This window comes from Nesterenkonia pannonica (assembly GCF_019575955.1).
Lineage (GTDB): Bacteria > Actinomycetota > Actinomycetes > Actinomycetales > Micrococcaceae > Nesterenkonia > Nesterenkonia pannonica.
Genome location: NZ_CP080575.1, coordinates 2,380,432 through 2,404,979, shown reverse-complemented (window position 1 = coordinate 2,404,979; position 24,548 = coordinate 2,380,432). Strand labels below are relative to the sequence as shown.

Annotated in this window: 31 protein-coding genes and 6 pseudogenes; 34 read left to right on the top strand and 3 right to left on the bottom strand. The window is 64.9% G+C overall.

Translation table 11 applies throughout. The features are described 5' to 3' along the window. Positions 1-21: 21 nt before the first annotated feature. The gene (locus K0H76_RS17300) at positions 22-228 is read right to left on the bottom strand and encodes a hypothetical protein (RefSeq protein ID WP_258933806.1); all 207 of its coding nucleotides are present in this window, start codon (positions 226-228) and stop codon (positions 22-24) included. Between the two features lie 8 nt (positions 229-236). Further along, positions 237-479: a hypothetical protein gene (locus K0H76_RS17295; protein WP_258933805.1), complete on the bottom strand. Its 243-nt coding sequence runs from the start codon at positions 477-479 to the stop codon at positions 237-239. Positions 480-779: 300 nt separating this feature from the next. Between K0H76_RS17295 and K0H76_RS17290 the strand changes: the two genes are divergently transcribed. The 34 genes and pseudogenes from K0H76_RS17290 to K0H76_RS17125 all read left to right on the top strand — a co-directional run. Continuing rightward, positions 780-1,928, top strand: a complete 1,149-nt coding sequence (locus K0H76_RS17290; protein ID WP_258933804.1) for an amidohydrolase family protein — start codon at positions 780-782, stop codon at positions 1,926-1,928. Positions 1,929-2,216: 288 nt separating this feature from the next. Further along, positions 2,217-3,203, top strand: a pseudogene (locus tag K0H76_RS17285) (ATP-binding cassette domain-containing protein). Continuing rightward, entirely contained in the window at positions 3,200-4,726 is a 1,527-nt protein-coding gene (locus tag K0H76_RS17280) for an ABC transporter permease (RefSeq protein WP_258933803.1), read from the top strand. Before K0H76_RS17285 ends, K0H76_RS17280 begins: the two are co-directional and overlap by 4 nt. Continuing rightward, positions 4,618-4,872, top strand: coding sequence for a hypothetical protein (locus K0H76_RS17275; RefSeq protein WP_258933802.1), 255 nt, complete (start codon positions 4,618-4,620; stop codon positions 4,870-4,872). Before K0H76_RS17280 ends, K0H76_RS17275 begins: the two co-directional genes overlap by 109 nt. Before the next feature lie 41 nt (positions 4,873-4,913). Continuing rightward, entirely contained in the window at positions 4,914-5,288 is a 375-nt protein-coding gene (locus K0H76_RS17270) for a DUF4870 domain-containing protein (protein WP_258933801.1), read from the top strand. A gap of 297 nt (positions 5,289-5,585) precedes the next feature. Next, a complete protein-coding gene (locus K0H76_RS17265) occupies positions 5,586-6,260 on the top strand; it encodes a hypothetical protein (RefSeq protein ID WP_258933800.1) in 675 nt (224 codons plus the stop codon). A 19-nt stretch (positions 6,261-6,279) separates the two neighbouring features. Continuing rightward, the gene (locus K0H76_RS17260; RefSeq protein ID WP_258933799.1) at positions 6,280-6,525 is read left to right on the top strand and encodes a hypothetical protein; all 246 of its coding nucleotides are present in this window, start codon (positions 6,280-6,282) and stop codon (positions 6,523-6,525) included. A 298-nt stretch (positions 6,526-6,823) separates the two neighbouring features. After that, positions 6,824-7,180, top strand: coding sequence for a hypothetical protein (locus K0H76_RS17255; protein ID WP_258933798.1), 357 nt, complete (start codon positions 6,824-6,826; stop codon positions 7,178-7,180). A gap of 5 nt (positions 7,181-7,185) precedes the next feature. Then, positions 7,186-7,533: a hypothetical protein gene (locus K0H76_RS17250; RefSeq protein WP_258933797.1), complete on the top strand. Its 348-nt coding sequence runs from the start codon at positions 7,186-7,188 to the stop codon at positions 7,531-7,533. Beyond that, the gene (locus K0H76_RS17245) at positions 7,482-8,117 is read left to right on the top strand and encodes a hypothetical protein (RefSeq protein WP_258933796.1); all 636 of its coding nucleotides are present in this window, start codon (positions 7,482-7,484) and stop codon (positions 8,115-8,117) included. The genes K0H76_RS17250 and K0H76_RS17245 overlap by 52 nt, the downstream gene beginning before the upstream one ends. Positions 8,118-8,212: 95 nt before the next feature. Beyond that, complete coding sequence (locus tag K0H76_RS17240) at positions 8,213-9,163, top strand: DUF4040 domain-containing protein (protein ID WP_258933795.1); 951 nt, start codon at positions 8,213-8,215, stop codon at positions 9,161-9,163. After that, positions 9,130-9,594 (top strand): hypothetical protein, encoded by a 465-nt coding sequence (locus K0H76_RS17235; protein ID WP_258933794.1) that lies wholly within the window; start codon positions 9,130-9,132, stop codon positions 9,592-9,594. The genes K0H76_RS17240 and K0H76_RS17235 overlap by 34 nt, the downstream gene beginning before the upstream one ends. A gap of 72 nt (positions 9,595-9,666) precedes the next feature. Next, a pseudogene (locus tag K0H76_RS17230) lies at positions 9,667-9,937 on the top strand (cation:proton antiporter subunit C); the annotation flags it as partial. A 298-nt stretch (positions 9,938-10,235) separates the two neighbouring features. Beyond that, positions 10,236-11,837, top strand: a complete 1,602-nt coding sequence (locus tag K0H76_RS17225) for a monovalent cation/H+ antiporter subunit D family protein (protein ID WP_258933793.1) — start codon at positions 10,236-10,238, stop codon at positions 11,835-11,837. Beyond that, positions 11,837-12,238: a Na+/H+ antiporter subunit E gene (locus K0H76_RS17220; RefSeq protein ID WP_258933792.1), complete on the top strand. Its 402-nt coding sequence runs from the start codon at positions 11,837-11,839 to the stop codon at positions 12,236-12,238. The genes K0H76_RS17225 and K0H76_RS17220 overlap by 1 nt, the downstream gene beginning before the upstream one ends. Beyond that, positions 12,235-12,501 (top strand): monovalent cation/H+ antiporter complex subunit F, encoded by a 267-nt coding sequence (locus tag K0H76_RS17215; protein WP_258933791.1) that lies wholly within the window; start codon positions 12,235-12,237, stop codon positions 12,499-12,501. The genes K0H76_RS17220 and K0H76_RS17215 overlap by 4 nt, the downstream gene beginning before the upstream one ends. Continuing rightward, positions 12,501-12,665, top strand: coding sequence for a monovalent cation/H(+) antiporter subunit G (locus K0H76_RS17210; protein WP_258933790.1), 165 nt, complete (start codon positions 12,501-12,503; stop codon positions 12,663-12,665). The genes K0H76_RS17215 and K0H76_RS17210 overlap by 1 nt, the downstream gene beginning before the upstream one ends. 7 nt (positions 12,666-12,672) lie before the next feature. Further along, positions 12,673-12,876 (top strand): monovalent cation/H(+) antiporter subunit G, encoded by a 204-nt coding sequence (locus tag K0H76_RS17205; protein ID WP_258933789.1) that lies wholly within the window; start codon positions 12,673-12,675, stop codon positions 12,874-12,876. A gap of 51 nt (positions 12,877-12,927) precedes the next feature. Further along, positions 12,928-13,350 carry a YihY/virulence factor BrkB family protein gene (locus tag K0H76_RS17200; RefSeq protein WP_258933788.1) on the top strand — a complete coding sequence of 141 codons (423 nt, stop codon included), beginning with the start codon at positions 12,928-12,930 and terminating at the stop codon, positions 13,348-13,350. Next, positions 13,347-13,610: a YihY/virulence factor BrkB family protein gene (locus K0H76_RS17195; protein ID WP_258933787.1), complete on the top strand. Its 264-nt coding sequence runs from the start codon at positions 13,347-13,349 to the stop codon at positions 13,608-13,610. The genes K0H76_RS17200 and K0H76_RS17195 overlap by 4 nt, the downstream gene beginning before the upstream one ends. Positions 13,611-13,701: 91 nt before the next feature. Further along, on the top strand, positions 13,702-14,181 hold the full coding sequence (locus K0H76_RS17190; RefSeq protein ID WP_258933786.1) for a YihY/virulence factor BrkB family protein: 480 nt from the start codon (positions 13,702-13,704) through the stop codon (positions 14,179-14,181). Positions 14,182-14,574: 393 nt separating this feature from the next. Then, the gene (locus K0H76_RS17185) at positions 14,575-15,210 is read left to right on the top strand and encodes an ABC transporter substrate-binding protein (protein WP_258933785.1); all 636 of its coding nucleotides are present in this window, start codon (positions 14,575-14,577) and stop codon (positions 15,208-15,210) included. Further along, the gene (locus tag K0H76_RS17180) at positions 15,185-16,027 is read left to right on the top strand and encodes an ABC transporter substrate-binding protein (protein WP_258933784.1); all 843 of its coding nucleotides are present in this window, start codon (positions 15,185-15,187) and stop codon (positions 16,025-16,027) included. Before K0H76_RS17185 ends, K0H76_RS17180 begins: the two co-directional genes overlap by 26 nt. Positions 16,028-16,114: 87 nt before the next feature. Beyond that, complete coding sequence (locus tag K0H76_RS17175) at positions 16,115-16,648, top strand: ABC transporter permease (RefSeq protein WP_258933783.1); 534 nt, start codon at positions 16,115-16,117, stop codon at positions 16,646-16,648. Positions 16,649-16,678: 30 nt separating this feature from the next. Next, positions 16,679-17,041: an ABC transporter permease gene (locus tag K0H76_RS17170; RefSeq protein WP_258933782.1), complete on the top strand. Its 363-nt coding sequence runs from the start codon at positions 16,679-16,681 to the stop codon at positions 17,039-17,041. Next, on the top strand, positions 17,034-17,192 hold the full coding sequence (locus K0H76_RS17165) for a hypothetical protein (RefSeq protein ID WP_258933781.1): 159 nt from the start codon (positions 17,034-17,036) through the stop codon (positions 17,190-17,192). Before K0H76_RS17170 ends, K0H76_RS17165 begins: the two co-directional genes overlap by 8 nt. Before the next feature lie 133 nt (positions 17,193-17,325). Beyond that, positions 17,326-17,955: an ABC transporter permease gene (locus K0H76_RS17160; protein WP_258933780.1), complete on the top strand. Its 630-nt coding sequence runs from the start codon at positions 17,326-17,328 to the stop codon at positions 17,953-17,955. A 154-nt stretch (positions 17,956-18,109) separates the two neighbouring features. Beyond that, positions 18,110-18,193: a hypothetical protein gene (locus K0H76_RS17155; protein ID WP_258935462.1), complete on the top strand. Its 84-nt coding sequence runs from the start codon at positions 18,110-18,112 to the stop codon at positions 18,191-18,193. 38 nt (positions 18,194-18,231) lie between these two features. Further along, on the top strand, positions 18,232-18,987 hold the full coding sequence (locus tag K0H76_RS17150; protein WP_258933779.1) for an ABC transporter ATP-binding protein: 756 nt from the start codon (positions 18,232-18,234) through the stop codon (positions 18,985-18,987). Beyond that, positions 18,984-20,015, top strand: a pseudogene (locus K0H76_RS17145) (dipeptide ABC transporter ATP-binding protein). Before K0H76_RS17150 ends, K0H76_RS17145 begins: the two are co-directional and overlap by 4 nt. A 112-nt stretch (positions 20,016-20,127) precedes the next feature. Then, positions 20,128-22,054, top strand: a pseudogene (gene typA / locus K0H76_RS17140) (translational GTPase TypA). An 8-nt stretch (positions 22,055-22,062) separates the two neighbouring features. Beyond that, positions 22,063-22,515: a hypothetical protein gene (locus tag K0H76_RS17135; RefSeq protein WP_258933778.1), complete on the top strand. Its 453-nt coding sequence runs from the start codon at positions 22,063-22,065 to the stop codon at positions 22,513-22,515. Between the two features lie 45 nt (positions 22,516-22,560). Continuing rightward, positions 22,561-22,940: pseudogene (locus K0H76_RS17130) on the top strand (ferredoxin family protein). Positions 22,941-22,976: 36 nt separating this feature from the next. Continuing rightward, positions 22,977-24,250: pseudogene (locus tag K0H76_RS17125) on the top strand (citrate synthase); the annotation flags it as partial. A 72-nt stretch (positions 24,251-24,322) separates the two neighbouring features. On the opposite strand, the gene K0H76_RS17120 reads toward K0H76_RS17125, so the two are convergent. Continuing rightward, positions 24,323-24,547 carry a hypothetical protein gene (locus tag K0H76_RS17120; RefSeq protein ID WP_258933777.1) on the bottom strand — a complete coding sequence of 75 codons (225 nt, stop codon included), beginning with the start codon at positions 24,545-24,547 and terminating at the stop codon, positions 24,323-24,325. Position 24,548: the final 1 nt, after the last annotated feature.

The window sequence follows — 24,548 nt, the reverse complement described above, 5'->3', positions numbered from 1 at the left end:
AGGGGCGTCCCTCTGATGTGCTCAGCCCTTCGCGAAGCGGCCGAGGAATGCGCCCACTGCGGGAAGCTCGTCGTCGTGCAGCAGGTGGCCGAAGTGTCGCTGCAGGCCGCGAAGGTGCGTGCCTGACGCGCGCCTGAGGGACTGTTCGCCCTCAGCGGTGATAGAAACCCGCGTGACGCGGCGGTCTTCGGAGAAGGTCCGGCGCTCCACCAGTGCGCGCTTCTCCATCCGGTCGATCAGGCGGGTGAGGCCCCGGTGGAGTAGAGCAGCGCACGGGCAAGCTCCGACATGCGCAGACAGTGCTCGTCCGCGTCCTGAAGACGATGGAGCACGTCGTACTCGGAGAGGCTGAGGCCGTGCCCGTCGCGGAGCTCCTGCTCCAGCTCGTGCATGACGCGGGTGTGTCCCTCCAGCAGCTGGGTCCATGCATGGAGCCGCTGCTCGTCGATCCTTTCGGGACCGCTCTGCGCTGAGGTCATGCGGGCCATCGTAGCGCCCTGGCCATGCCGCATAGCTGCATCTACAATATCTGTATGTACAGTATCTGCACATACGAGCAGTGCAGTGAAAGCGCCCCGAGCCATCAGGAGCACGCGTGACGGACGAAGGTCAGAGCCCCCAGTCGAACGAGTCCAGCCCCAGGGAGGGGTGAACAGGCGGTCATTCCTCGTCGGGGAGCGGCAGGCCTGGGACTGGCCGCCCTCGGCGCGCATGGATATCAGCTCACCGCGCGCACCCTTGAGGCGGACCCGGCCGAAGAGTTTCAGGACGGGCGGCCCGTGCTCTTCCGCAGCGCCACCGTCGTCACGCAGGATTCGGACCTGGGGACCCTGCGCGAGGCAGACGTGCTCGTCGCCGACGGTGAGGTCCAGGCGGTCGGCTATGACCTCTCCAGCCCAGAGGACGCGACCGTCATCGACGCCGCTGGCGCCATCCTGATGCCCGGCATGATCGACACCCACCGCCACATGTGGCAGTCCGTCCTGCGGGGAGTCGGCGCGGACTGGACCATCACCAACTACTTCCAGCGGATCTACGAGGAGTGGGGTCCGCTGTGGAGGCCCGAGGATGTCTACGCCGGGAACCTGCTCTCCATGGTCGAAGCGATCGACGCCGGTGTGACCACCAGCCTCGACTGGTCCCACGGCCTCCGCACCCCGGATCACGCGGATGCCGCCGCCGACGCGCTCTTCGACTCCGGGGCCGGGCTCGGCTGGCCTACGGAAACATCTTCGACCTCCCGCAGAACTGGGTGCCCGGCGGTGATCCGGACCGGCTGCTCAACGAACGCTTCCCCTCCTCGCACACCAGCACCGACCAGCTGGTCACGATGCAGCTGGCATGGGACGGCGGCGGAGAGGACCCCGACTTCCCCGAGCGGCCCGCCTGGGAGTTCGCCGTCGACCGAGACCTTCCCGTCACGCTTCACGCCGGAGTCTGGGGTACCCGCTGGACATCGCGATCGAGAACCTCAGCAGCAGCGGATTTCTGCTGCCCACCAACACCTATGTCCACGCCGCATCCCTGCAGTCCTCGTCCTACGAGCTGCTGGCCGAGTCCGGCGGCACCGTGTCGATCTCCGCAGAGTCCGAGCTCAACGCCTACCAGGGTATCCGCCGACGGGTGAGGTGCGCGACCACGGCATCCCCATCTCCCTGTCGATGGACACCTCGGTGTGGTGGAGCGCGGACATGTTCGCCGCCATGCGCGCCACCCTCAACGCCGACCGCGGCCTCGACCACATGCAGGCCCACGAGCGCGACGAGACCGTCATCAACAATGATCTGCGCACCGAGGACGTCCTCGGCTATGCGACCCAGGGCGGCGCCGATGCGCTGCACATGGGAGCTCGTCTCGGGTCGATCACCCCGGCAAAGCCGCGGACCTCGTCATGCTTCGCACCGACACAGCCTCCATGTCGCCGCTGAGCGATCCGGCGCACCACGTCGTCTTCCAGGCGCAGCGGTCCGAGGTGGACACCGTGATGGTCGGAGGGACAGTGATGAAGCGTGCTTAGGCTGCTCCGCAGCGACTCCTGGAGCGCGCTCGCCGACTTGCGCAGGAGTCTCAGGACCACCTCCGCGAAGAGATCGGCGAGGAGGCGTGGAGGAGGCGCTGCACCCGCCCGAGTTCGAGACTCAGCCCGCTGACCACAGCGTCGAATAGGACCCCTCGCACTCTCCCGCCGCAGCGCGTCATGACCTACTCTTGAGGCTATGCTTTCAGTTTCCTCCGACTTCGCTGTCCAGACCCGCGGGCTGGTCAAGCGCTTCGGCAAGAAGACCGCGGTCGACGGCGTCGACCTGGACATCCCGCGGGGAGGGATCTACGGCGTCCTGGGCCCCAACGGGGCTGGCAAGACGACGGTGATCAGGATGCTTGCAACCCTGCTGCGGCCGGACGCCGGCGAGGCGACCGTGCTCGGCCATGACGTCTATGCCGAGGCCCGGCTGGTCCGCGAGAAGATCGCGCTGACCGGCCAGTTCGCCTCACTGGACGAGGACCTCACCGGCATCGAGAACCTGACCCTGCTCGGTAAGCTGCTCGGCTTCTCGAAACCGGCTGCCAGAGCTCGCGGACTGGACCTTCTGAGCGCCTTCGGGCTCGCGGATGCGTCAGCGCGTCAGGTGAAGAACTACTCGGGGGCATGCGGCGCCGCCTGGACATCGCGGGTTCGCTCATTGTGACTCCGGAGCTCATCTTCCTGGACGAGCCCACCACCGGCATCGACCCTCGCTCGAGGAATCAGGTGTGGGAGATCATCCGCACCCTGGTGGCGGGCGGGGCGACCATCGTGCTCACCACCCAGTACCTGGAGGAGGCCGACCACCTGGCGGACCGTCTGGCGGTGATCGATCACGGCACCGTGATCGCCGAAGGCACGCCGGGCCAGCTCAAGGCCCAGGTCGGCGCTAAGCGCCCTGAAGGTCAGGCTGACTGACCCCGCGGAGCGCGAGCGTGCCGCATCGGCTCTGGGAGGCGCGCTGGGCGTGGAGATCGTCCGCGAAGCCGACTCGGCGGGGCTGAGCGCAAGCCTGGCCGACGGCCAGTCGGCCGCACCGGGGCTGAGCGCACTGGAGGAGGAGCAGATCGGGCTGGAGACGTTCGCACTGGGTCAGCCCAGCCTCGATGAAGTGTTCCTGGCACTGACCGGCCAGCCCACAGAGGGGCAGGCCGAGGAGAATGAGGAGATTCCCGCATGAGCGTCGACGCACCTGTCCAGGCCGAGGCCCAGGCTATCCATTCCGTGCTGCTGCCCGCTGACCAGCGGCTAAGCCCCTGCGAATGCGGTCAGTTCGTCGTTGGCCTTCGGCTGGCGGGCGATGCTGAAGATCAAGCACATCCCCATGCAGCTGTTCGACGTGACGGTCTTCCTCTGATGATGACGGTGATGTTCACGTTCATCTTCGGCGGCGCGATCGGCGCCACGGTCTCGGAAGGCGGGGAGACAGGCGGCGCGGCCGTCGGCGACTACGTGCAGTTCTTCATCCCCGGCATCTTTGTGCAGACCCTGATTATGGTGACGATGTACACCGGCATGACCCTGAACAAGGACGTGTCGAAGGGCATCTTCGACCGGTTCCGCTCCCTGCCTACCTGGCGCCCCTCCCAGCTGGTGGGAGCGCTGCTGGGCGATCAGGTGCGCTACACGCTGGCCGGGATCATCATTCTGAGCGTCGGCTTCGCAGTCGGCTTCCGGCCGACGGGTGGGCTGACGGGAATCCTCGGGTCCTTTGTGCTTCTGCTGGTGTTCTGCTTCTGCCTGTCATGGGTGTGGACCACCATCGCCCTGCTGCTCCCCAATGAGGAGGCGGTGATGGGGGTGTCGATGACGATCATGATGCCGCTGACCTTCGCCTCGAACATCTTTGTGCCCACGGAGACCATGCCGGACTGGCTGCAGCCGGTGGTGGATGCCAATCCGGTCTCGATCGTGGTCGCCAGCATCCGTGACCTGATGCTCGGCACCGACCAGGAAGCCTGGCCCTGGTGGCGCTGTGCTGTGCAGTGCTCGTCGCCGTCTTCTCGCCGATCTGCATGGTGCTGTACAACCGCAAGAGCTGAGACCTGGCTCACAGCGGTACATTGGTGCCATGTCTGCCGCCCACCCTCCCGACCGGATTCCCGACGATGTCGTCCAGCTTGTCGCCCAAGCGCGCAGGCCGGTGGTGCTGACGGGGTAAGCATCTCGGCCGAGTCAGGCGTGCCGACGTTCCGGGAGGTCCAAACGGGGCTGTGGGAGCGATTCTCCGCCCAGGATCTGGCGAGCGTCGAGGCCTTCGAAGCAGACCCTGCCCTCGTCTGGACCTGGTACCGGTGGCGCCAGTCGCTGATCCGCGCGGTGGAGCCCAACCCGGGGCATATCGCCATCGCAGAGTGGCAGCAGCTTCCCGGTGTGGGGCTCACTCTCTCGACGCAGAACGTCGACGATCTCCATGAGCGTGCCGGGGCTTCCGTCCTGGCCCACCTGCACGGGAGCATCTTTGCCCACCGGTGCTTCTCCTGCGATGAGCCTGTTGAGCTCCCGGACGCTGACTACGACGGATTCCAATCCCTCCCGCAGCGCAGCCGCCGCCCACGTGCGGTGCGTGCGACGGGCCGGTGCGTCCCGGTGTGGTGTGGTTCGGCGAGATGCTGCCGACGGAGGCCTTCGAGCAGACGGCAGCCGCCGTCCGGGCCGCGGACCTGGTGCTGGTTGCAGGGACCTCAGGCATTGTCCAGCTAAGCCGCCTCTCTGCCGCTGCTTGCCCTGGAGCGGGAACGCCGCTGATCGAAGTCAATCCGGAGGAGACGGAGCTCTCTGAGCTGATGGACCACTGCGTGCGCGGACCCAGCGGCGAAGTCCTCCCGAAGCTGGTTCCCACACGCTAGGGTGTTGAGCATACGACACACGCCCTGAGGGAGAAATGATCATGACTGACTATCCGCCGCAGCATCCTGATCCGGCTCAGTCGCCGGTGAGCCCCAACGACGAGAAGACCATGGGCATTCTGATGCACGTGCTCGCCATCTTCTTCGGATTCCTGTCGCCGCTGATCTTCTGGCTCATCTTCAAGGACCGCAGCTACGTGCTGGACCAGCAGGGTCGGACGGCGCTCAACTGGAACATCAGCGCCATGATCTACTACGTCGTCTCGTTCATCCTGGCGTTCATCCTCATCGGCTTCCTGACGATGCTGGTCATCTACGTCCTGCACATCATCTTCTCCATCCTCGCCGCGGTGAAGGCCAGCGACCGGGTCATCTACAAGTACCCGCTCTCGATCCCCTTCCTGAAGCTGTCCTGATCCCCCATGTCTGAGGTGCTGGCTCGCGTCACCGGCAAGGTCCAGGGGTCTCCTACCGGGCCGCCGCGCGAAAGAAGGCCCAAGGCCTCGGGGTCACCGGCTGGGTCCGCAACCTGCCGGACGGATCCGTGGAGCTCCTCGCATCGGGCCCCGATGATGCGGTGGAGAGCCTGATCGAGTGGTGCCGCCGGGGCCGAGCGGCGCCGAGGTGGAGCAGGTGCACACCCGTGACGCATCGCCCGAAGAGCTCGTCGAGCTCCCGGAGAGCTTCGACATTCGGCGGTAGAGTGTGCCGCTATGAGCTTTTGGAATACCCGTGGTCGAACCCTGACCGCTGCGGCAGCGCTGAGCGTGCTGCTGGTCACCTCCTGCGACCTCATGCCGGGCGGGGAGCAGGAGTCTGCCGGGGATGAGCAGAACGGTGCTGGGACGGAGCCCCAGGGTGACGGCGGCGCTGAAACTGGCGGGCAGGACGACGACGGGTCCGAGGATTCAGCCGAGGGCACGGGTGCGGACGCAGACTCCGGCGACGACGCCTTCGCATCGGCGGAGCTCTCCGATGTGGCAGGAAACAGCGTAGGAGAGGTCCGCTTCAGCGACGCAGACGATGCTTGCGTCATGGTCGACATCGAGCTGTGGGACATCAACCCTGGATTCCGAGCCGTCACCCTTCACGAGGAGGGGGTCTGCGAGCCGCAGTCCTCCAACGAAGCCGGGGAGGTGGGCGACTACTTCTCCTCCGGCGATGTGCTGCCGGGCACGGGCTCCGGGGAGGCTGGAGTCGTCGAGGGTGAGGACGAGCTCGAGACTGAGGACCCCGACGCGGAGACCGACGGCGAGGAGCAGGAGGAGGGACTCGGTGAGGCTGAGGACGGCGCAGAGGCCGACGGGGTGAGCACCAGTCTGGAGGGCTACCCCGAGGGCTCCGTCGAAGGTCACACAGCCGCGCAGGTCACCGACCCGGGGAGGTAGCGATGAGGATGAGGACATCATGCACCCTGACCGCGCCGGAGACCTGCCGAACGTCTTCGTCATGGAGAGCGGGGAGGGGCAGATGAGCTTCGTCTCGGACCGACTGTCTGAGAGCCTCCTCACAGAGACGGAGGGCACCTCGGTCATTCTGCGCGGCGAGCCCACACACCATGGCTCCCTTCCCCAGCGCTACGCCCCTATGGGCCGGACGAGACCTCGCAGATCACCGGGGATCTGGGGAGCGGACGGCCTGCGGGGTCATTGAGTAGGTTTTGCGCCCAGGCCGCTGAGCCGCATACGATCTTGTCCTGGTGCGCCGGGAAGACGGGTCGGCAGATGTAAGGACGCTTCAGTCCTGCGCAGAAGCGCGTGCCCATCGCTGCCGAGAGTCGTTGCCCGAGTACGCCCCACTGAAGAGGAGGACCCCTGGTGAGCCTCATACTATTGGTCCTTCTCACTCTTCTTCTGGTGCCAAGCGGCCTCTGCCGTGCACATTGTTCTGCGACGCAACACCGGATGGTTCGCGGCGGCGGCCCTCACCGTGCTGGGGCACTCTCGCTCACGTGGCTCCCGGGCTGCTCGACGGAGAGAACGTCTCCGAGCAGGTGCCCTGGATCCCCACGGCGGTCGATGTGAGCATCTCCCTTCGGCTCGACGGCCTCGGCATGGTCTTCCTGCTGCTGGTGCTGTTCATCGGGGCCCTGGTGATGGCCTACTCCACTCGTTACTTCAGCCCCAAGAAGAAGACCAGCGACTTCTACATGTGGATGCTGCTGTTCGTCTTCGCCATGTCCGGCATGGTGCTGGCCGACGACATGATCCTGCTCTTCGTCTTCTGGGAGTTCACGACTCTCTGCTCGTTCTTCCTGATCAACCGCAGCGGCGACAAAGCCCCGCGCTTACTCAGCGCACCCTGCTGATCACCATGGTAAGCGGGCTCGGCCTCCTCACCGCAGTGCTCTGGATCATTGTGGAGACAGGCACCACAAGTCTGTCTGAGGCGCTGGCCTCGGATGTGTGGGCGGAGAACGCCACCTTCACCTCCGTGGTCGCCGTCCTCATCGCGTTCGCCGCGTTCACCAAGTCGGCCCAGTTCCCGTTCCACCTCTGGCTGCCGGATGCGATGGTGGCCCCCGCGCCGGTCTCGGCCTATCTCCACGCGGCCGCCATGGTGAAGGCCGGGATCTATCTGCTGCTTCGCTTCTCCCCGTCTTCGAAGGCGTGGTCGTCTGGCAGACACTGCTCATCGTCTGCGGCCTCATCACTGCTCTGATCGGGGCGCTCTTCGCTCTTCAGCGCCACGACATCAAAGAGATCATGGCGTACTCCACGGTCTCCCAGCTGGGCTTCCTCGTGGCGATCATCGGAGTGGGGACGCCCACCGCGATCGCCGCAGCGGTCATCCACGTCATCGCCCACGCGCTGTTCAAATCGGCTCTGTTCATGATGGTCGGGATCATCGAGCACGAGTCGCACACCCGTGACATCCGTGTGCTGAACGGCCTGCACCGCACCATGCCGGTCAGCTTCGCCATCACCCTCGTCGGCTGCCTCTCCATGGCAGGCATCCCGCCCCTGTTCGGGTTCGTCTCGAAGGAGAATCTCCTGAAGGGCTTCCTCTCCGCGGGCGAGGACCCGGCGGGCTTCGGGACAGGCCTCACCTGGACCATCACCGTCCTCGGCGTGCTCGCCGCAGTCGGAACCTTCGCGTACTGCGGCCGCATCGTCCTGGGAGCGTTCGGCAGCTACCGGGGCGTCAGCCGGAAGGACGCTTACTACGACGACGGCGAATACCCGCCCATGGACAGGGACGGCGCCCACGAGGCATCCCCGGCCTTCTACCTGTTTAAGCACTGATCCCGGCCTTCGCCGGAGCCGTCCTGGGGTTCATCCCGTTCATCTTCGACGACCTGATCACCCAGGCGACCCAGGCGGCGAGCACCTCGGACTACATGCCGCACTTCTACCTGTGGGGCGGCCTGAGCACCGATCTGATGCTCTCTGTGGTGATCATGGGCGTTGGTGCGGTGGTCGTCCTCGGGCGGACACGCATCGACAGCTTCATCCCACGCACCATCCTCCCGTGGACGGGTGTGGCCGTCGCCGAGAAGATGCGGACCGGCTCCATCACCCTCGGCCGGAGGGTCGGGGACCTCACCCGCACGGACATGCACGCTCTGCACCTGACTGTTCCGGGCATCCTCCTCGCCGCCATCTTCGTGGCGGGTCTGCTCCACGTCGGGGACGTGGGCAGCTTCGACGCGGGGCACACAGTGATGACGGACTGGGTGCTGATCGGCCTTCTGGCCATCTTCCTGCTCGGCTCGGTCATGAGCGCATCGCGTACGGCCGCTGCGGTGCTCGTCGGCGGCGCCGGCTTCGTCGTCGGCGCGTGGTACTTCGCCCTCGGCGCCGTCGATGTGGGCATGACCCAGCTTCTGGTCGAGATCCTGACCGTCGTGGTCCTCGTCCTGGTCCTCCAGAAGCTCCCGCGCAAGTTCCACCGGGTCTCCCGGGGACGCACCGTCGTCTCCGCCGTCATTGCTCTTGCCTTCGGCCTGATGGCCTTCATCGCAGCGTTCGCCCTGACCGGACGCAACGGGCAGTCGGATGCCGGGGAGTGGTACCTGACGGAGACCTACGAGGCAGTGGGCGCACTGAACACCGTGAACTCCATCCTGGTCGACTTCCGTGCCTTGGACACCTTCGGGGAGCTGGTGGTGCTCGGCGTGGCCGGGTTCGCCATCCTCGCTGTGCTCAATTCCGCCTTCTCCACCACGGACACCCAGCCCAGTGCCGCTCAGCAGTGGCAGGGCACCGCTCTGGATGACTCCACCGACAACACGGTGGCGATGCGGACCGTCTTCAAGTGGATGACCCCTTCATCATCCTGCTCTCACTGATCCTGCTGCTGCGCGGGCACTACGAATCCGGAGGCGGCTTCATCTCCGCGCTGGTCCTGGGCGGGTTCTTCGCGCTGCGCTACCTGGTGGCCCCCACGACCACATCGGTGAAGCTGCGCTTCGACTACGCGATGATCATCATCGGCGGCATCCTCGTCGGCGCAGCCACCGGCCTGTTCGGCTTCATCGAAGGCTCCTACCTGCGGCCCATCGTCATCGCCGAAGGGCTGACATGGGTCCCATGGGGCACGGACGCAGGATTCACACTGACCACGGCCCTGGTGTTCGACGTCGGAATCTACCTGGCCGTGGTGGGCACAGTCCTTGTGGCCCTGGACCGGCTGGGGCAGGCCCAGCGGTATCCCGCCGACCTGCTGCGCAAGCACATGCACATCCAGAGCCAGCGCGAGGAGATCGAAATGCATGCTTAGCGCCGACCCCGGAGATCCGCCGCTGGAAGTGCAGGCTGAACACCGGCATGCGCCGAAGGCGGGTGATCAGGCATGAGCATCTCCATCGCCATCGGGCTGCTCGCGGCGGCGGGGTCTACATGATCATGCAGCGCGGCATGGTGCGCATCATCCTGGGCTTCATCCTGGTCTCGCACGCGGCCAACCTGATGTTCTTCGCCGCCAGCAACACCGCATTTCGAGGAGTGCCCTACATCGGCACGTCCGACTTCGGCGAGGGGCGGATCCTCTTCCGCAGGCCTTCGTCCTCACGGCGATCGTGATCGCCTTCGCCATCACGATGTACATGCTCGCGCTGGCCATCACCACCATCCGCGACGACGACACCGAGGATGACGAGCAGTCTGCCGTCAAGATTCTGGGTCCGGCGGGCTCCGCACCCTCCGCCGCAGCAGAGCGGAACATCGACTATGCGGATGAGGAGCTGCCCGACCGCGGCGATGAGCACGACGCGGCAGGATCAAGCTGGACACCATCACCACCGGCGCAGCGGGTGCCGCGACAGGCGGCGCGGATGCGTCGCTTACCAGCCCGGTCCACGACTTTGAGGGCGATATCGACGCTGACCCGAATTCACGCACCGTGCGCAGGGAGGAGAACAGATGACAGAGCTCACTGAGATCCTGCCTCCCCTTCTGCCGCTCCTCGTCGCAGGACCCCTCATCCTGGGCGGGCTGGGGGCTGTCCTGCGCAGGAACGTGGGAGTGCGGCATGCCATCAGCCTCACCACCATGAGCCTGATGCTGGCGGCCTCCATTCTGCTGCTGATCGCCACCCACGACGGCACGGTGCTGGCCCACCAGGTGGGAGGCTGGGACTACGGCATCTCCATACCGTTCGTGGTCGACCAGCTCTCCGCTGCTGTGCTGATGATCATCAGCCTGCTGGGACTCACCTCCGCCCTCTTCGCCATGGCCACGCACGAGGCCCGGGCCAGGTTCTTCCACCCCTTCGTCCTCATCCTGATGGCGGGCGTGGCCGGTGCGCTGATGACCGGGGACATCTTCAACTTCTTCGTCTTCATCGAGGTCATGCTGCTGCCCAGCTACGGGCTGCTGGCCATGATGGGCGCGAAGCTGGGCGCCCACGGAGCCAGGGTGTACGTCTCGGTGAACCTGATGGCCTCCACGCTGCTGCTGGTAAGCATCGCCCTGATCTATGCCACCGCAGGCACCGTGAACCTGGCAGAGCTCCACGGCGCGGCCAACGAGGACCCTGCCGTCGCGGCTGCCGGGGCGGTGGTTCTCGTCGCGATCAGCATCAAAGCCGCCGTCGTGCCGGTCCATGGGTGGCTCACCCGGACCTACCCCATGACCTCTCCGGCGGTCACCACGCTGTTCAGCGGCATCCACACCAAGGTGGCCATCTACGCGCTGTACCGGTTCTACTCGGTGATCTACGACGGGGACGACCGGTTCCTCTGGGTGGCGCTGCTGGTCACGTCGATGACCATGCTGATCGGTGTGCTCGGCGCGATCGGGGAGAAGTCCACGCGCTCCATCCTCGTCTTCCACATGATCAGCCAGATCGGCTACATCCTCATCGGCATCGGCCTGTTCACCGGTCTGGGCCTGACGGCCGGGATCTTCTACCTCCTCCACCACATGGTGGTGAAGGCCAGCCTCTTCCTCTCCACCGGGGCCATCGAAGAGACCTACGGGTCATCGCAGATCGACCGGCTCGGCGGCATGCTGCGACGCGAGCCCCTGATCGCCGTGACCTTCATGATTGCCGCGCTGTCGCTGGCCGGGCTTCCGCCCTTCTCCGGGTTTGTGGCCAAGTTCTCGATCATTCAGGCCACCCTCGCGGAGTCCCACTACTGGGTGGTAAGCGTCGCGGTGCTGGTCTCCATCTTCACGATGCTGTCGATGCTGAAGATCTGGACGGGCGTGTTCATGGCCAAAGAGCCGGAGGGTATGGAAGATCGGGCTCTGGCCTATCAGGAGCGGATGCACGGCAAGCGCTACCTGCGCAGCGAGGCTCAGGCCGAGACGCCCACGCTGACCATCGTCCCGCCGGAGGACCCCACCACTCAGCACGGGCGGGTGAAGGTGCCCATCAGGCTTATCATTCCCGGCATGATCCTGGCAGCTGTGACCCTGTTCTTCGGCGTGGGCGCCGAGGTGCTGATGAGCATCTCCGAAGTGGCGGCGGAGAACCTGCTGAACCCTGAGAACTATGTGGAGGCGGTGAGCGGAGCCTGATGAGTCCCAAGAACCCATCATCTGCGGCGTGGCCGCTGCGGATCCTCTCGTTCCTGCTCTGGTACGCCAAAGAGTTCTTCCTGGCCAACCTGCAGGTCACGGCGGACACCCTGCGCCGCCACCAGCGCATGTCGGCCGCGATCGCGGCGATTCCGGCTGCCTCCCGCACCGAGGCTGAGTGGACCATGATCAGCGTGCTCATCACGCTGACCCCAGGCACCATGACCATGACCGTCTCACGGGATGAGGGGCTTCTCTACGTCCACGGCATGTTCGCGGAGACCCGCGACGCCCTCGCCGAAGAGATCCAAGACATGGAGAACCGCATGCTCCGCGCCATGCGCCGAAGCCCGGGCGATCTCAGTCGGCCCCTGGCTCCCGAGGCAAGGGAGAAGCCATGATCACCGAAGTCGCACTCGAAGTGCTGCTCATCCTGCTGGGCATAGGAATGCTCCTGGCTGGGATACGCGCCTTCCTCGGGCCGCGCATCACGGACAGGGCTGTGGCGGCTGACCTCATCTTCTTCGCCTTCATCGGCTTCATCGCACTGATCGGGCTGCGCGTAGAGATCGAGGCGCTGTTCGACATCATCCTCATCGCCACGCTGCTCGGGTTCATGTCTGCCATCTCGATGGCCCGTCTGGGATTGGGAGGCAAGCGCTGATGAACGAGATCTTCACCGACACCAGCACCGGTGAGCTGGTGATGGACAGCATCGGCCTGCTGCTCATCCTGCTCGGCATCGCAACCATCATCGTGGCAGGCATAGGGCTCTTCAGGCTCCCGGACCTGTACCTGCGCGCCTCGGCGGTCGGCACGTCGGCCTAGGCCTCGGGTGGCGAGCATCGTCGTGGGCGTGCTGTTCATCGACTTCAGCACCGCGAACCTTATCAAGGCCGCGTTGGCGGTCGTGGCCCAGCTGCTGACATCCGCAGTGGGCTCCATGGCCATCGCGCGGTCCGGCTATCTCAACGGTTCGCCGCCTACCTCCGTGACCCACACGGACGAGCTGCAGCTGATCAAGCCGGACGGCAACTAGTTCCAGCCGCCGTTCAGCGCTCGTCCAGCCGGGCCTCCCATAGTGTCGTCCATGAGCGCTGATCAGCCAAGAGAAGGAACCACTCAGGAGTCTGCGCAGGGCCTGGCTCCGCACCAGGCACCGGCGCGGAGCAACGAAAACGACGCCTTCGCGGAGAGTGCGACCTATGAGGACGCTCTGCGTCCCGGATCAGTCGTCGCCGCCGCCGATCAGCCCCATCTGGTGAAGGTTCGTCAGCGCGAAGAGGTCGCAGAGCGCACCAAGCCAAGACACCACGACGATAAGGCCGCCTCACCGGTGAAGCTCACCGGCGTCACGTGGAAATACAGCCTCAAGCGCGCCCTGACCGAGTTCGGCCGCGATCAGTGCACAGACCTGGCGGCCGCCCTGACCTACTACACGGTGCTGGCCATCTTCCCGGCCCTCATCGCACTGGTGTCCCTTCTCAGCCTCGTGGGGAGGCCGACCGGGTGACCGGCTTCTTCGTCGACACGGTGGATGACCTGTCGAACGGCGACGAGGACGTCATGGGCGCCGTGGAGACGGTAGTGGGCAACATCAGCACCGCCGAAGGCGCAGGCATCGGCCTTGCGATCGGCATCCTGGCCGCGATGTGGACAGCCTCGAACTACGTCAATGCATTCTCCCGCTCCATGAACCGGATCTGGGAGGTCACCGAGGGGCGTCCGTCTACAAGCTTCGCCCCATCCTCTACGCGCTCACGGCCGTCATGATCCTTCTGGTCGCGATCGCAGGGCTGAGCCTGGTGATCTCCGGGCCGATCGCAGAGTCCGTGGGCAATACCGTCGGCCTGGGGAGACGGCTGTGACCGTCTGGAACTGGGCCACGCCCGTGCTGCTCGTCCTCGTCGCAGCGGCCGCCATCGGCCTGCTCTACTGGACCACTCCCAACATCCGGCAGCCCAACTTCAAATTCGTCAGCGTGGGCGCCCTGATCGCCATCGTGGTGATGGCGATCGCCACGATCGGCGTGGTGCTCTACGTGACGTTCTTCGGAAACTACGACGCCACCTACGGATCCCTGGCCGGTGTCATCATCCTGCTGTTCTGGCTCTACATCATGAACATGGTTCTGCTGCTGGGCGCGGAGGTGGACGCCGAGCTCGAGCGTGGTAAGCAGCTCCAGGTAGGCATCGAGGCGGAGCGGACCATCATGCTTCCCGCTCGCGAGACCAAGGGGTCGGACAAGAAGGAGAAGAAGTACGAAGCGATCGTCACTTCGGGCTATGCTCTACGCATCTCCAAGGGCGAAACGTCCAGCGTGGACGACCTCTGGCGACGCTAAGTCCGTAACATCGTGTCATAAATCACCCTTTTCTCCCAGCATGTGAAAAAAGCCCGCATCTCCTTGTGAATGGAGGCGTGGTGTCGTCATTACCGGCCCGTCACATGGGCTACGGTGAGACGCACATCTCTTGGCCAGGGTTTCGGCAGGTGCCCATGTTATGGGCGTGCTGACCGAGGATTCGCGGCCAGGCACGCACCATGAGGAGAGAGAACTAAATGGCTGAGACATCTACTTGGCGCAGGTCCGCGCTGGCCACAGCCGCGCTCGGAGCTCTCGTGCTGACCGCCTGCGGCGGCGGCAACGGCGACGGCGACGCTGACGACGCCGAGGGTAGGCGAGGGCGAAAGCGGCGGCACCATTTCCGCGTACAACTGCGAGCCCCAGCACCTTGTGCCGGGCAACTCCACCGAGGTCTGCGGATCCTGGGTCCTGGAGCACCTCTTCACCGGCCTCATCCAGGCCGACACGGAGAACTACGAGCCCATTCCCGGCGTGGCAGAGTCCTGGGACACCGAGGACAACGAGACCTGGACCTTCGAGCTGGGCGAGGACTGGACCTTCCACAACGGAGAGCAGGTCACCGCGCAGAGCTTCGTCGACACCTTCAACTGGGTGGTGGACCCGGAGAACGCGCAGCAGAGCGCCAACTTCTTCGAGCTCTTCGTAAGCTATGACGAGGTCATCGACGGCGAGGCCGACGAGCTTGAGGGCGTCCGCGCAGTGGACGACTACACCCTGGAGATTGAGCTCACCGAGCCGTTCTCCCCGCTTCCCGACATGCTCACCTACACGGCGTTCTACCCGATGCCTGAGGAAGCCTTCGAAGACATCGACGCCTACGAGCAGGCGCCGATCGGCAACGGTCGGTACCAGATCGACGGCGAGTGGGAGCACGACGTCCAGATCGCCGCAGACCGCTTCGAGGACTACAGCCGGCGAGGAGGCTGGTCTCCCCGACCGCATCGAGTGGCGCATCTACTCGGACATCGACACCGCGTACATGGACGTGCAGTCCGGAAGCCTTGACATCCTGGACAACGCTCCTCCGAACCGCATTCCTCAGCTGGAGAGCGACTTCGGAGACAACTACGCCTCGTTCGACACCGGATCCTTCACCTACTTGGGCTTCCCGCTCTACCAGGAGGAGTTCCAGGACGCAGACGTGCGCCACGCCCTCTCGATGGCCATCGACCGCGAGGCGATCATCGACGCGATCTTCGACGGAGCGCAGACGCCTGCCACCAGCATCATCCCGCCGTTCCTGCCTGAGGGCCGTGACGGAGTCTGCGAGTACTGCGAGTTCGACCCGGATGCCGCAGCTGACCTCTACGAAGAGGCTGACGGACCCAGCGAGCTGACCGTCTACTTCAACTCCGGCGCCGGGCACGAAGACTGGGTCGAGGCCGTCTCCAACCAGTGGGAGCAGAACCTGGGCATCGAGGACATCACCTTCGAGTCCCTGGACTTCGCGCAGTACCTGGACCTGCACGACGAGCAGTCCATCACCGGACCGTTCCGCCTGGGCTGGACGATCTCCTACCCCAACGCTCAGTACGCCATGGAGCCGATCTACACCACCGGTGAGTCCTCCAACTACGCCGACTTCTCCAACGAGGAGTTCGACAGCCTGATCGGCGAGGCCAACGCGGCCACTGATGAGGACGAGGCGTCCGAGCTGTACCAGGAGGCCGAGGAGATCCTCCTTGAGGAGATGCCGGTCATCCCCATGTGGTTCTCCACCTTCAACGTGGTCTACTCCGACCAGATCAACGGCGACACTGTCCAGATGGGCGAGGGCAACACCTTCACTCACCTGTGGCAGATCGAGGTCAACCAGGACTGACGCCCTGTGAGGCGAGGGCACGGTCGGCGCGCGTCAGCGTCGGCCGTGCCCTCGGCCATCTTAAACTCCAGCTGATCCGAGGACACCATGACCCGTTACATCATCAGGCGTCTGATCCAGTTCATCCCCGTGGTGATCATCTCGACGCTCATCGTCTACGCGATGGTCTTCGCTCTGCCGGGTGATCCCATCCGCGCCCTGGTAAGCGACCGGCCTATGAGCGAGGCGGCCCAGGAGGTTCTGCGCGAGCAGTACAACCTCAACGACCCGTTCTTCGTCCAGTACGCCAAGTACATCTGGGGCGTGTTCACCGCCGGGGACTTCGGCACCACCTTCAACGGTAAGCCGGTGATGGACATCATCGCCCAACGCCTCCCGGTGACCCTGCAGCTGGCTGCAGTGACCTTCGTGGTGCAGGCCATCATCGGCATCGCAGCCGGTGCACTCGCTGCGATCTTCCGGGACCGGTTCATCGACCGGCTGGTCCAGGTCTCCACCGTCATCGTGGTCGCTATGCCGGTGCTGGTGATCGCGTTCCTGCTGCAGCTGGTCTTCGGCCTGAACCTCGGCTGGTTCCCGATCGCAGGCGCCCAGGAGGGCCTGCGCAGCTTCATCCTGTAAGCCATCGCCCTCGGCGCAGTCTCCATGGCGATGATCGCCCGCCTGCTCCGCAGCGAGCTGCTGGATGCTCTGCACTCTGATTACGTGCGCACCGCCGCCGCCAAGGGTATGAAGCGCAGCCGCGTGGTCACCCGGCACGGTATGCGCAACTCCATGATTCCGATCGTGACATTCATGGGTGCCGACCTGGCCACCATGATGAGCGGCACCATTCTCGTGGAGACCATCTTCAACCTGCCCGGACTGGGAGAGCAGGTCTTCCGCTCCATCCAGCAGCAGGAGGGCACGGTGGTCGTGGGAATCGTCACCCTGTTCGTCCTCTTCTTCGTGGTGATCAACCTCATCGTCGACATCATCTATGGCCTGCTCGACCCAAGGATCCGCTATGAGTGACACCGCACCCGACAAGGCGCATGTGCCTGCCGCGCAGAGCAGCGGGGAAGCCGCTTCCTCATCCCACGAGGCCAGCCTGTGGGCGGATGCGTGGCGCCAGCTGCGACGCAACCCCTGGTTCATCATCGCGGGGCACTTCTCGTCGTCATGATCACGATGGCGCTCTTCCCCAGCTCTTCACCACCACTGATCCTCGAGAATGCCTGCTGGGCAGAGCCCGTGAGAGTCCGTCCGCGGAGCACTGGTTCGGCACGGACGTTCAGGGCTGCGACTACTACACCCGCGTGGTCTACGGCGCACGGAACTCGATGGCGATCGGCGTCGTCGTCGTGCTCGGAACCCTGGTGATCGGCATTGTGCTGGGTCTGCTCGTAAGCTACTTCGGACGGCTGGTCGACACGTTCATCTCCCGCACCGGCGACATGATCTTCGCTGTGCCCTACATCCTCGGCGCCATCGTCTTCCTCAACGTGATCGAGTCCCGAGGCGTCTGGGAGGTTGCGCTGGTGCTGATCGTGTTCACCTGGCCCACCCAGATGCGTCTGATGCGATCATCGGTGCTCTCCGTGGTGAACTCCGACTATGTGATGGCAGCCCGAGCGCTGGGCGCCTACCATATGGCCATCATGCGACGGCACATCCTGCCCAACGCTCTCGGACCCGTGCTCGGCTACTCCGGGCTCTACGTCGGCATCATGATCGCCGCAGAGGCAGCGCTGACCTTCCTCGGGGTGGGGCTGGAGCTTCCTGCCATCTCATGGGGCCTTCAGCTGCAGCAGGCGCAGGGCTACATCCAGCAGCAGACCTACCTGGTGGTCTTCCCGATGATCTTCGTAGGCATCACCGTCTTCGCCTTCATGGCCATGGGAGACGCCGTCCGGGACGCCATCGACCCCAAGTCGAAGAAGAAGTGAGGCCAGCAGTGACACAGCAGCACAGCACTGGGGCTCAGCAGGGCCCGCCTCTGCTGGAGGTCGAGGACCTTCAGGTGGAGTTCGGACCCGCAAAGGTACGGCCCAAGCCATCAACGGGCTGAACTTCACCCTTCATGCCGGCGAGACCCTGGCCATCCTCGGCGAATCCGGGTCCGGCAAGTCGGTCACGGCCCAGACCATCATGGGTATTCTGGACATGCCCCAGGGCACATCGTAAACGGTCAGATCCGATACCGCGGTGAGGATCTCCTCCAGATGCCGGAGGAGAAGCGCCGCAGGCTGCGCGGGGCGAGCATCTCGATGATCTTCCAGGATGCTCTCTCGAGCCTGAATCCTGTACTTCCCGTGGGCTGGCAGATCGCCGAGACGTTCCGCGTCCACCAGGGGATGAAGCGTCGTGAGGCCCGGGAGCGGGCCATCGAGATGATGCGCCGGGTGGGGATCCCGCTCCGGAGAAGCGAGTCGGGGATTTCCCTCATCAGTTCTCCGGGGATGCGGCAGCGCATCATGATTGCGATGGCCATCGCCCTGGATCCGGACGTGCTGATCGCGGACGAGCCGACCACAGCGCTCGATGTGACAGTTCAGGCGCAGGTGATGGCGCTGCTGAAAGAGCTCCAGGAGGAGTTCAGCATGGGCCTGATCCTCATCACCCATGACTTGGGCGTCGTCGCAGACTTCGCGGACAAGATCGCAGTCATGTACGCCGGTCGGGTCATGGAGACTGCTGACGTGTACGAGACGTACGCACGCACCGCGAACCCCTACACGAAGGGGCTGTTGGACTCCATCCCGCGCATCGACCATGAGGGCGATCGGCTCAAGGCCATTCCTGGGCTGCCGCCTACCCTGACGGACATGCCGCCCGGCTGCCCCTTCAGCCCCGATGCGAGTTCGCGACCAGCCGCTGCAGCACGGACCGGCCGGAGCTGCGTGAGATCGTTCCGGGCATCGCTCCGCGTGCCACTACGCAGAAGACATCTACGCTTTGAGCGAGGAGGGCCAGAATGAGCCAGCGTGATCCGTTTGAGCGCGCGGAGACCGTGCTGGACGTGCAGAACCTCGTCAAGCACTTTCCCCTGACGAAGGGGCTCTTCATGCCCCGCAAGGCTGGGGCGGTCCGAGCCGTCGATGACGTGAGCTTCAGCCTTCGGCGGGGAGAGACCCTCGGCATTGTGGGGAGTCAGGCTGCGGCAAGTCGACGCTGGCCAAGCTCCTGATGCGTCTGGAGCAGCCGGACTCCGGCGCTGTGACGTTCCGCGGTGAGGATTTCCTCTCGCTGCGGGGCGAGGAGCTGCGGCGGATGCGCCGAAAGATCCAGATCATCTTCCAGGACCCGTACACCTCGCTGAATCCCCGTATGTCCGTGGGGACATCATTGCCGAGCCGTTCAAGCTCCACCCTGACGCGAAGCCGGCGGAGGGCGTGCGCAACCGGGTCAAGGGCTCCTCGATGTGGTGGGGCTGAACCCTGACCACATCAACCGGTATCCGCACCAGTTCTCCGGCGGTCAGAGGCAGCGAATCGGCATCGCCCGCGGTCTGGCGCTGAAGCCGGACGTCATCATCTGCGACGAGCCGGTGTCCGCGTTGGACGTATCCGTTCAGGCGCAGGTCATGAACCTCCTCGAGGATCTGCAGAAGGAGTTCGGGCTGAGCTACATCTTCATCGCCCATGATCTTTCCGTGGTGCGGCACATCTCTGACCGCGTCGGTGTGATGTATCTCGGGAAGATGGCTGAGCTGGGCCGCCATGAGGACGTCTACTCAGGCCCGGCCCATCCCTACACTCAGGCGCTGCTCTCAGCCGTTCCGGTTCCCGACCCGACGCTGCGCGGCAGGCGCGAGCAGATTGTGCTCCAGGGCGACCCGCCGAACCCTGCCGATCCGCCGTCGGGGTGCCGCTTCCGCACCCGCTGCTGGAAGGCTACTGACATCTGCGCGGAGGTGGAGCCGGAGCTCATCGTCCGGCCCGGCATCTCGCAGCAGGCTGCCTGCCACCACGCCGAGCAGAACGAGAGCGTCGCCGCGATCGACTAGCAGCCTGAGCTGAGCAGCGGGGTGCCGCCCTGCATCGCATCATGAGGCGAGACGGTTTGGCGCTGACCCGTACACTAGACAGGTTGGACTCGCATCTCTTCCGGAAGGCACCATCCGCGTGACTATCACCACCCGCAATGATCTGCGCAATGTCGCGATCGTCGCCCACGTCGACCACGGCAAGACCACCCTGGTGGACGCCATGCTCACCCAGACCAAAGCCTACGGCGGCCACGGTGAGAATCAGGAGCGGGTGATGGACTCCGGTGAGCTCGAGAAGGAGAAGGGCATCACCATCCTGGCCAAGAACACCACCGTGTTCTACTCGGGCCCTGCCGCCCAGGAGAAGGCGGACGCTGAGCAGGTCACCATCAACGTGATCGACACCCCCGGCCACGCCGACTTCGGCGGCGAGGTCGAGCGCGGCCTGTCCATGGTCGACGGCGTCGTCCTTCTGGTGGATGCCTCCGAGGGCCCCTGCCCCAAACCCGCTTCGTGCTCCGCAAGGCGCTCAACGCGAACCTGCCGGTCATCCTCGTGGTGAACAAGACGGACCGCCCCGACGCCCGCATCGACGGAGTCGTCTCCGACACGATGGACCTGCTCCTCGGGCTGGCCTCCGACGTTGCGGAGGAGAACCCCGACCTGGACCTGGACTCCGTCCTCGACGTGCCGGTCGTCTACGCGTCGGGCAAGGCGGGCCGCGCGTCCACGGAGCAGCCCGAGGACGGCGGCCTCCCCGCGAACGAGGACCTCGAGCCTCTCTTCTCCACGATTCTTGAGCACGTCCCCGCACCGACCTACGACAACGAAGAGGTCCTGCAGGCGCACGTCACCAACCTCGACGCCAGCCCCTTCCTCGGCCGTCTTGCCCTGCTGCGCGTCCGCAACGGCACGCTGAAGAAGAACCAGCAGGTCGCATGGGCCCGCAAGGACGGCACGCACAAGACGGTGAAGATCACCGAGCTGCTCGCCACCAAGGGCCTTGAGCGCGTATCAGCTGAGTCCATAAGCCCCGGCGAGATCGTCGCCGTGGCAGGCATCTCCGACATCATGATCGGCGAGACCCTCACCGACCTCGAGAACCCCAAGCCGCTGCCGAACATCGTCGTCGACGACCCGGCCATCAGCATGACCATCGGCATCAACACCGCCCCCACCGCTGGTCGGGTCAAGGGAGCGAAGGTCACGGCGCGCCAGGTCAGGACCGGCTCGACCAGGAACTCATCGGCAACGTGTCCATCAAGGTTCTGCCCACTGAACGCCCTGACATGTGGGAGGTGCAGGGCCGCGGTGAGCTCGCCCTGGCCATCCTCGTGGAGCAGATGCGCCGGGAGGGCTTCGAGCTCACCGTCGGCAAGCCGCAGGTGGTCACCAAGGAGGTCGACGGGAAGCTCCACGAGCCGATGGAGAACATGACCATCGACGCTCCGGAAGAGTTCATGGGCGCCATCACCCAGCTGATGGCGGGCCGCAAGGGCACCATGAACACGATGACCAACAACGGCACCGGCTGGATCCGTATGGAGTTCATGGTCCCCGCCCGCGGCCTCATCGGATTCCGCACCAAGTTCCTCACCGAGACCCGCGGCGTGCATCGCGTCCTCCTACGCGGTAGGCTACGAGCCGTGGAAGGGTGAGATCGAGTACCGCCTCGCAGGCTCCTGATCTCAGACCGGGTAAGCACTGCTACCCCGTTCGCCATGATCAACCTCCAGGAGCGCGGCATGTTCTTCGTGGAGCCCACCTCCGAGGTGTACCAGGGCCAGGTCGTCGGCGAGAACTCCCGGGCCGACGACATGGAGATCAACATCACCAAGGAGAAGAAGCTCACGAACATGCGTGCAGCCTCCGCAGATTCCTTCGAGGGACTCACCCCACCGGCGAAGCTGACACTTGAGGAGTCCCTCGAGTTCGCCAACGAGGACGAGTGCGTCGAGGTCACTCCTGAGGCCATCCGAATCCGCAAGGTCATCCTTGACTCATCCGAGCGCATGAAGGCATCGCGTCGGAAGAAGCAGGCCGACGCGGCCGTCTGAGCTCAAGGATGCCTCGAGCTGGACTTCTCGGCGCCTGTGTCACCATCGGCGTCGTCCTCGGAATCATCGGCACCGCCCTCCACGGCAATATATGGATGGTGGGTGAGGCGGGCTCGCTCGCCCTGGTGCCATGGGGCGTGCTCGTGGCCCTCGGACTGCTGCTGGCTGCCCAGCTCTGGGCCGGGACCACAGCCCGCGCCGCACTGGAGCCGATGGTCATGGGCGCCTCCGCGTTCACCGTGGCCACAGCCGCCTACATATGGCCCGGTCCGGACCAGCTCGTCATTCCCTACAATGAGCTGACCTGGGAAGCTATGCCGGGGCCTGTGCTGGTGTCATTGCTGTGGTGGGGCGGCACCGCAGCAGTCACCGCGGCGTCCATGCTCCTGACCCAGTGGGTGCTCGCACGAGATGACCTCTCGCGTCGTCGAGCGGCGGCCGCGCTTGATCGCCACCCGTAGAATGTTCAGCAGAAGACCATGCACTCCGCGAGCCCGTGAGGACCTATGACCTACATCATTGCGCTTCCCTGTGTGGACGTGAAGGACAAAGCGTGCATCGACGAATGCCCCGTCGACTGCATCTATGAGGGCGAGCGCGCCCTGTACATCCACCCGGACGAATGCGTGGACTGCGGCGCCTGCGAGCCGGTGTGCCCCGTGGAGGCCATCTACTACGAGGATGACCTGCCTGAGGAATGGGACGAGTACTACCGCGCCAACGTCGATTTCTTCGACGACATCAGCTCCCGGGCGGGGCCGCCAAGATGGGCAAGATCGATAAGGATCACGAGGTCATCGCCGCTCTGCCGCCGCAGGCAGAGGGCCTTAGACAGCACTCCGCCCACCGCATAACCCATTGGCGCGTGTGGCCTGGAACACGATAAGTTAGGGCTGTCTTGCCCTAGCTTGAAGGAGAACCTATGACTGAGCAGGCTGCCGCGAAGCTGGCGTACCAGGACCACGAGCTTGAGCTCCCCGTCGAGAGCGCCGTTGAGGGCAACGATGGCCTCGACATCGGTCCGCTGCTGAAAACCACCGGTGCCGTCACATACGACCCCGGATTCATGAACACCGCCAGCACGAAGTCGGCGATCACCTACATCGACGGCGAAGCAGGCATCCTGCGCTACCGCGGATACCCGATTGAGCAGCTTGCGGAGAAGTCCAACTTCCTCGAGGTCTCGTACCTGCTGATCCACGGCGAACTGCCCACCCAGGACCAGCTGGCCGACTTCGACCACGTCACCCGGCGGCACACGCTGCTCCACGAAGACCTGAAGGACTTCTTCTCCGGATTCCCCGGGATGCGCACCCCATGCCGGTGCTGTCCTCGGCCGTCTCGGCTCTGTCGACCTTCTACCAGGACTCGCTGGACCCGTTCGACACCGACCACGTCGAGCGCTCCACCTACCGGCTTCTGGCCAAGCTGCCCACCATCGCCTCCTATGCCTACAAGAAGTCCATCGGCCAGGCCATGCTGTACCCCGACAACAGCCTGAACCTCGTCGAGAACTTCATCCGCGGCTGCTTCGCCGTCCCCGCGGAGGGCTACGAGGTCGACCCGGACATGACGAAGGCCCTGGACACCCTGCTGATCCTGCACGCGGACCACGAGCAGAACTGCTCCACATCCACTGTCAGGCTCGTCGGGTCTGCTCAGGCGAACATGTTCGCGTCCGTCTCGGCAGGCATCAACGCTCTCTTCGGCCCAGCCCACGGCGGCGCCAACGAGGCCGTGCTCCACATGCTCAAGGAGCTTCAGGCCTCCGACATGAGCCCCGAAGAGTACATGACCAAGGTCAAGAACAAAGAGGCCGGAATCCGGCTGATGGGCTTCGGCCACCGGGTCTACAAGAACTACGATCCCCGTGCGCGCATCGTCAAGGGCCTCGCAGACGAGCTGCTCGGCAAGCTGGGCGGCGACAACGAGCTCTTCGAGATTGCCCAGCGCCTCGAGGCAGTGGCACTGGAGGACGACTACTTCGTGGAGCGCAAGCTGTACCCGAACGTCGACTTCTACACCGGTCTCATCTACAAGGCCATGGGCTTCCCCGAGAAGATGTTCACGCCCCTCTTCGCGCTGGGTCGCCTCCCCGGATGGATCGCGCAGTGGCGAGAGATGATGAGTGACCGCGGCACCAAGATCGGTCGCCCCCGTCAGCTCTACACAGGCTACGAGGAGCGCGAGTACCCTCCTGAGCGCAATCCTTCCATGAGAGATGCCCCGGCCGATCGGCCGGGCATCTCTCATGGTGCGGGCTCCTCGTCAGTCCTCATCCCAGTCACGGTCGAAGCCGATGCGGACCGCATCCTCAGCCACGTCCCCGGCGGATGAGTCGGTCCACTCAGCAGCATCGCGATCCCACATGCGGGAATCCAGCTCCACCGTTTGGATGCCGTACTCCCGTGCAGACGCCACAGCCCAGTGGGCCAGCATCCAGTCCATGCTGTAGCCCTCGTCCAGCAGCTCCGAATCCTCTGGCGGCGTCACC

Coding starts and splice junctions, on each gene's coding strand:
- K0H76_RS17300 (WP_258933806.1), bottom strand. CDS start 228: ATGGAGAAGCGCGCACTGGTGGAGCGCCGGACCTTCTCCGAAGACCGC.
- K0H76_RS17240 (WP_258933795.1), top strand. CDS start 8,213: ATGCCGCACTTCTACCTGTGGGGCGGCCTGAGCACCGATCTGATGCTC.
- K0H76_RS17220 (WP_258933792.1), top strand. CDS start 11,837: ATGAGTCCCAAGAACCCATCATCTGCGGCGTGGCCGCTGCGGATCCTC.
- K0H76_RS17150 (WP_258933779.1), top strand. CDS start 18,232: ATGCCGGAGGAGAAGCGCCGCAGGCTGCGCGGGGCGAGCATCTCGATG.
- K0H76_RS17210 (WP_258933790.1), top strand. CDS start 12,501: ATGAACGAGATCTTCACCGACACCAGCACCGGTGAGCTGGTGATGGAC.
- K0H76_RS17280 (WP_258933803.1), top strand. CDS start 3,200: ATGAGCGTCGACGCACCTGTCCAGGCCGAGGCCCAGGCTATCCATTCC.
- K0H76_RS17250 (WP_258933797.1), top strand. CDS start 7,186: ATGGTAAGCGGGCTCGGCCTCCTCACCGCAGTGCTCTGGATCATTGTG.
- K0H76_RS17180 (WP_258933784.1), top strand. CDS start 15,185: ATGGACGTGCAGTCCGGAAGCCTTGACATCCTGGACAACGCTCCTCCG.
- K0H76_RS17260 (WP_258933799.1), top strand. CDS start 6,280: ATGCACCCTGACCGCGCCGGAGACCTGCCGAACGTCTTCGTCATGGAG.
- K0H76_RS17215 (WP_258933791.1), top strand. CDS start 12,235: ATGATCACCGAAGTCGCACTCGAAGTGCTGCTCATCCTGCTGGGCATA.
- K0H76_RS17295 (WP_258933805.1), bottom strand. CDS start 479: ATGACCTCAGCGCAGAGCGGTCCCGAAAGGATCGACGAGCAGCGGCTC.
- K0H76_RS17170 (WP_258933782.1), top strand. CDS start 16,679: ATGATCGCCCGCCTGCTCCGCAGCGAGCTGCTGGATGCTCTGCACTCT.
- K0H76_RS17165 (WP_258933781.1), top strand. CDS start 17,034: ATGAGTGACACCGCACCCGACAAGGCGCATGTGCCTGCCGCGCAGAGC.
- K0H76_RS17225 (WP_258933793.1), top strand. CDS start 10,236: ATGACAGAGCTCACTGAGATCCTGCCTCCCCTTCTGCCGCTCCTCGTC.
- K0H76_RS17265 (WP_258933800.1), top strand. CDS start 5,586: ATGAGCTTTTGGAATACCCGTGGTCGAACCCTGACCGCTGCGGCAGCG.
- K0H76_RS17135 (WP_258933778.1), top strand. CDS start 22,063: ATGCCTCGAGCTGGACTTCTCGGCGCCTGTGTCACCATCGGCGTCGTC.
- K0H76_RS17270 (WP_258933801.1), top strand. CDS start 4,914: ATGACTGACTATCCGCCGCAGCATCCTGATCCGGCTCAGTCGCCGGTG.
- K0H76_RS17175 (WP_258933783.1), top strand. CDS start 16,115: ATGACCCGTTACATCATCAGGCGTCTGATCCAGTTCATCCCCGTGGTG.
- K0H76_RS17200 (WP_258933788.1), top strand. CDS start 12,928: ATGAGCGCTGATCAGCCAAGAGAAGGAACCACTCAGGAGTCTGCGCAG.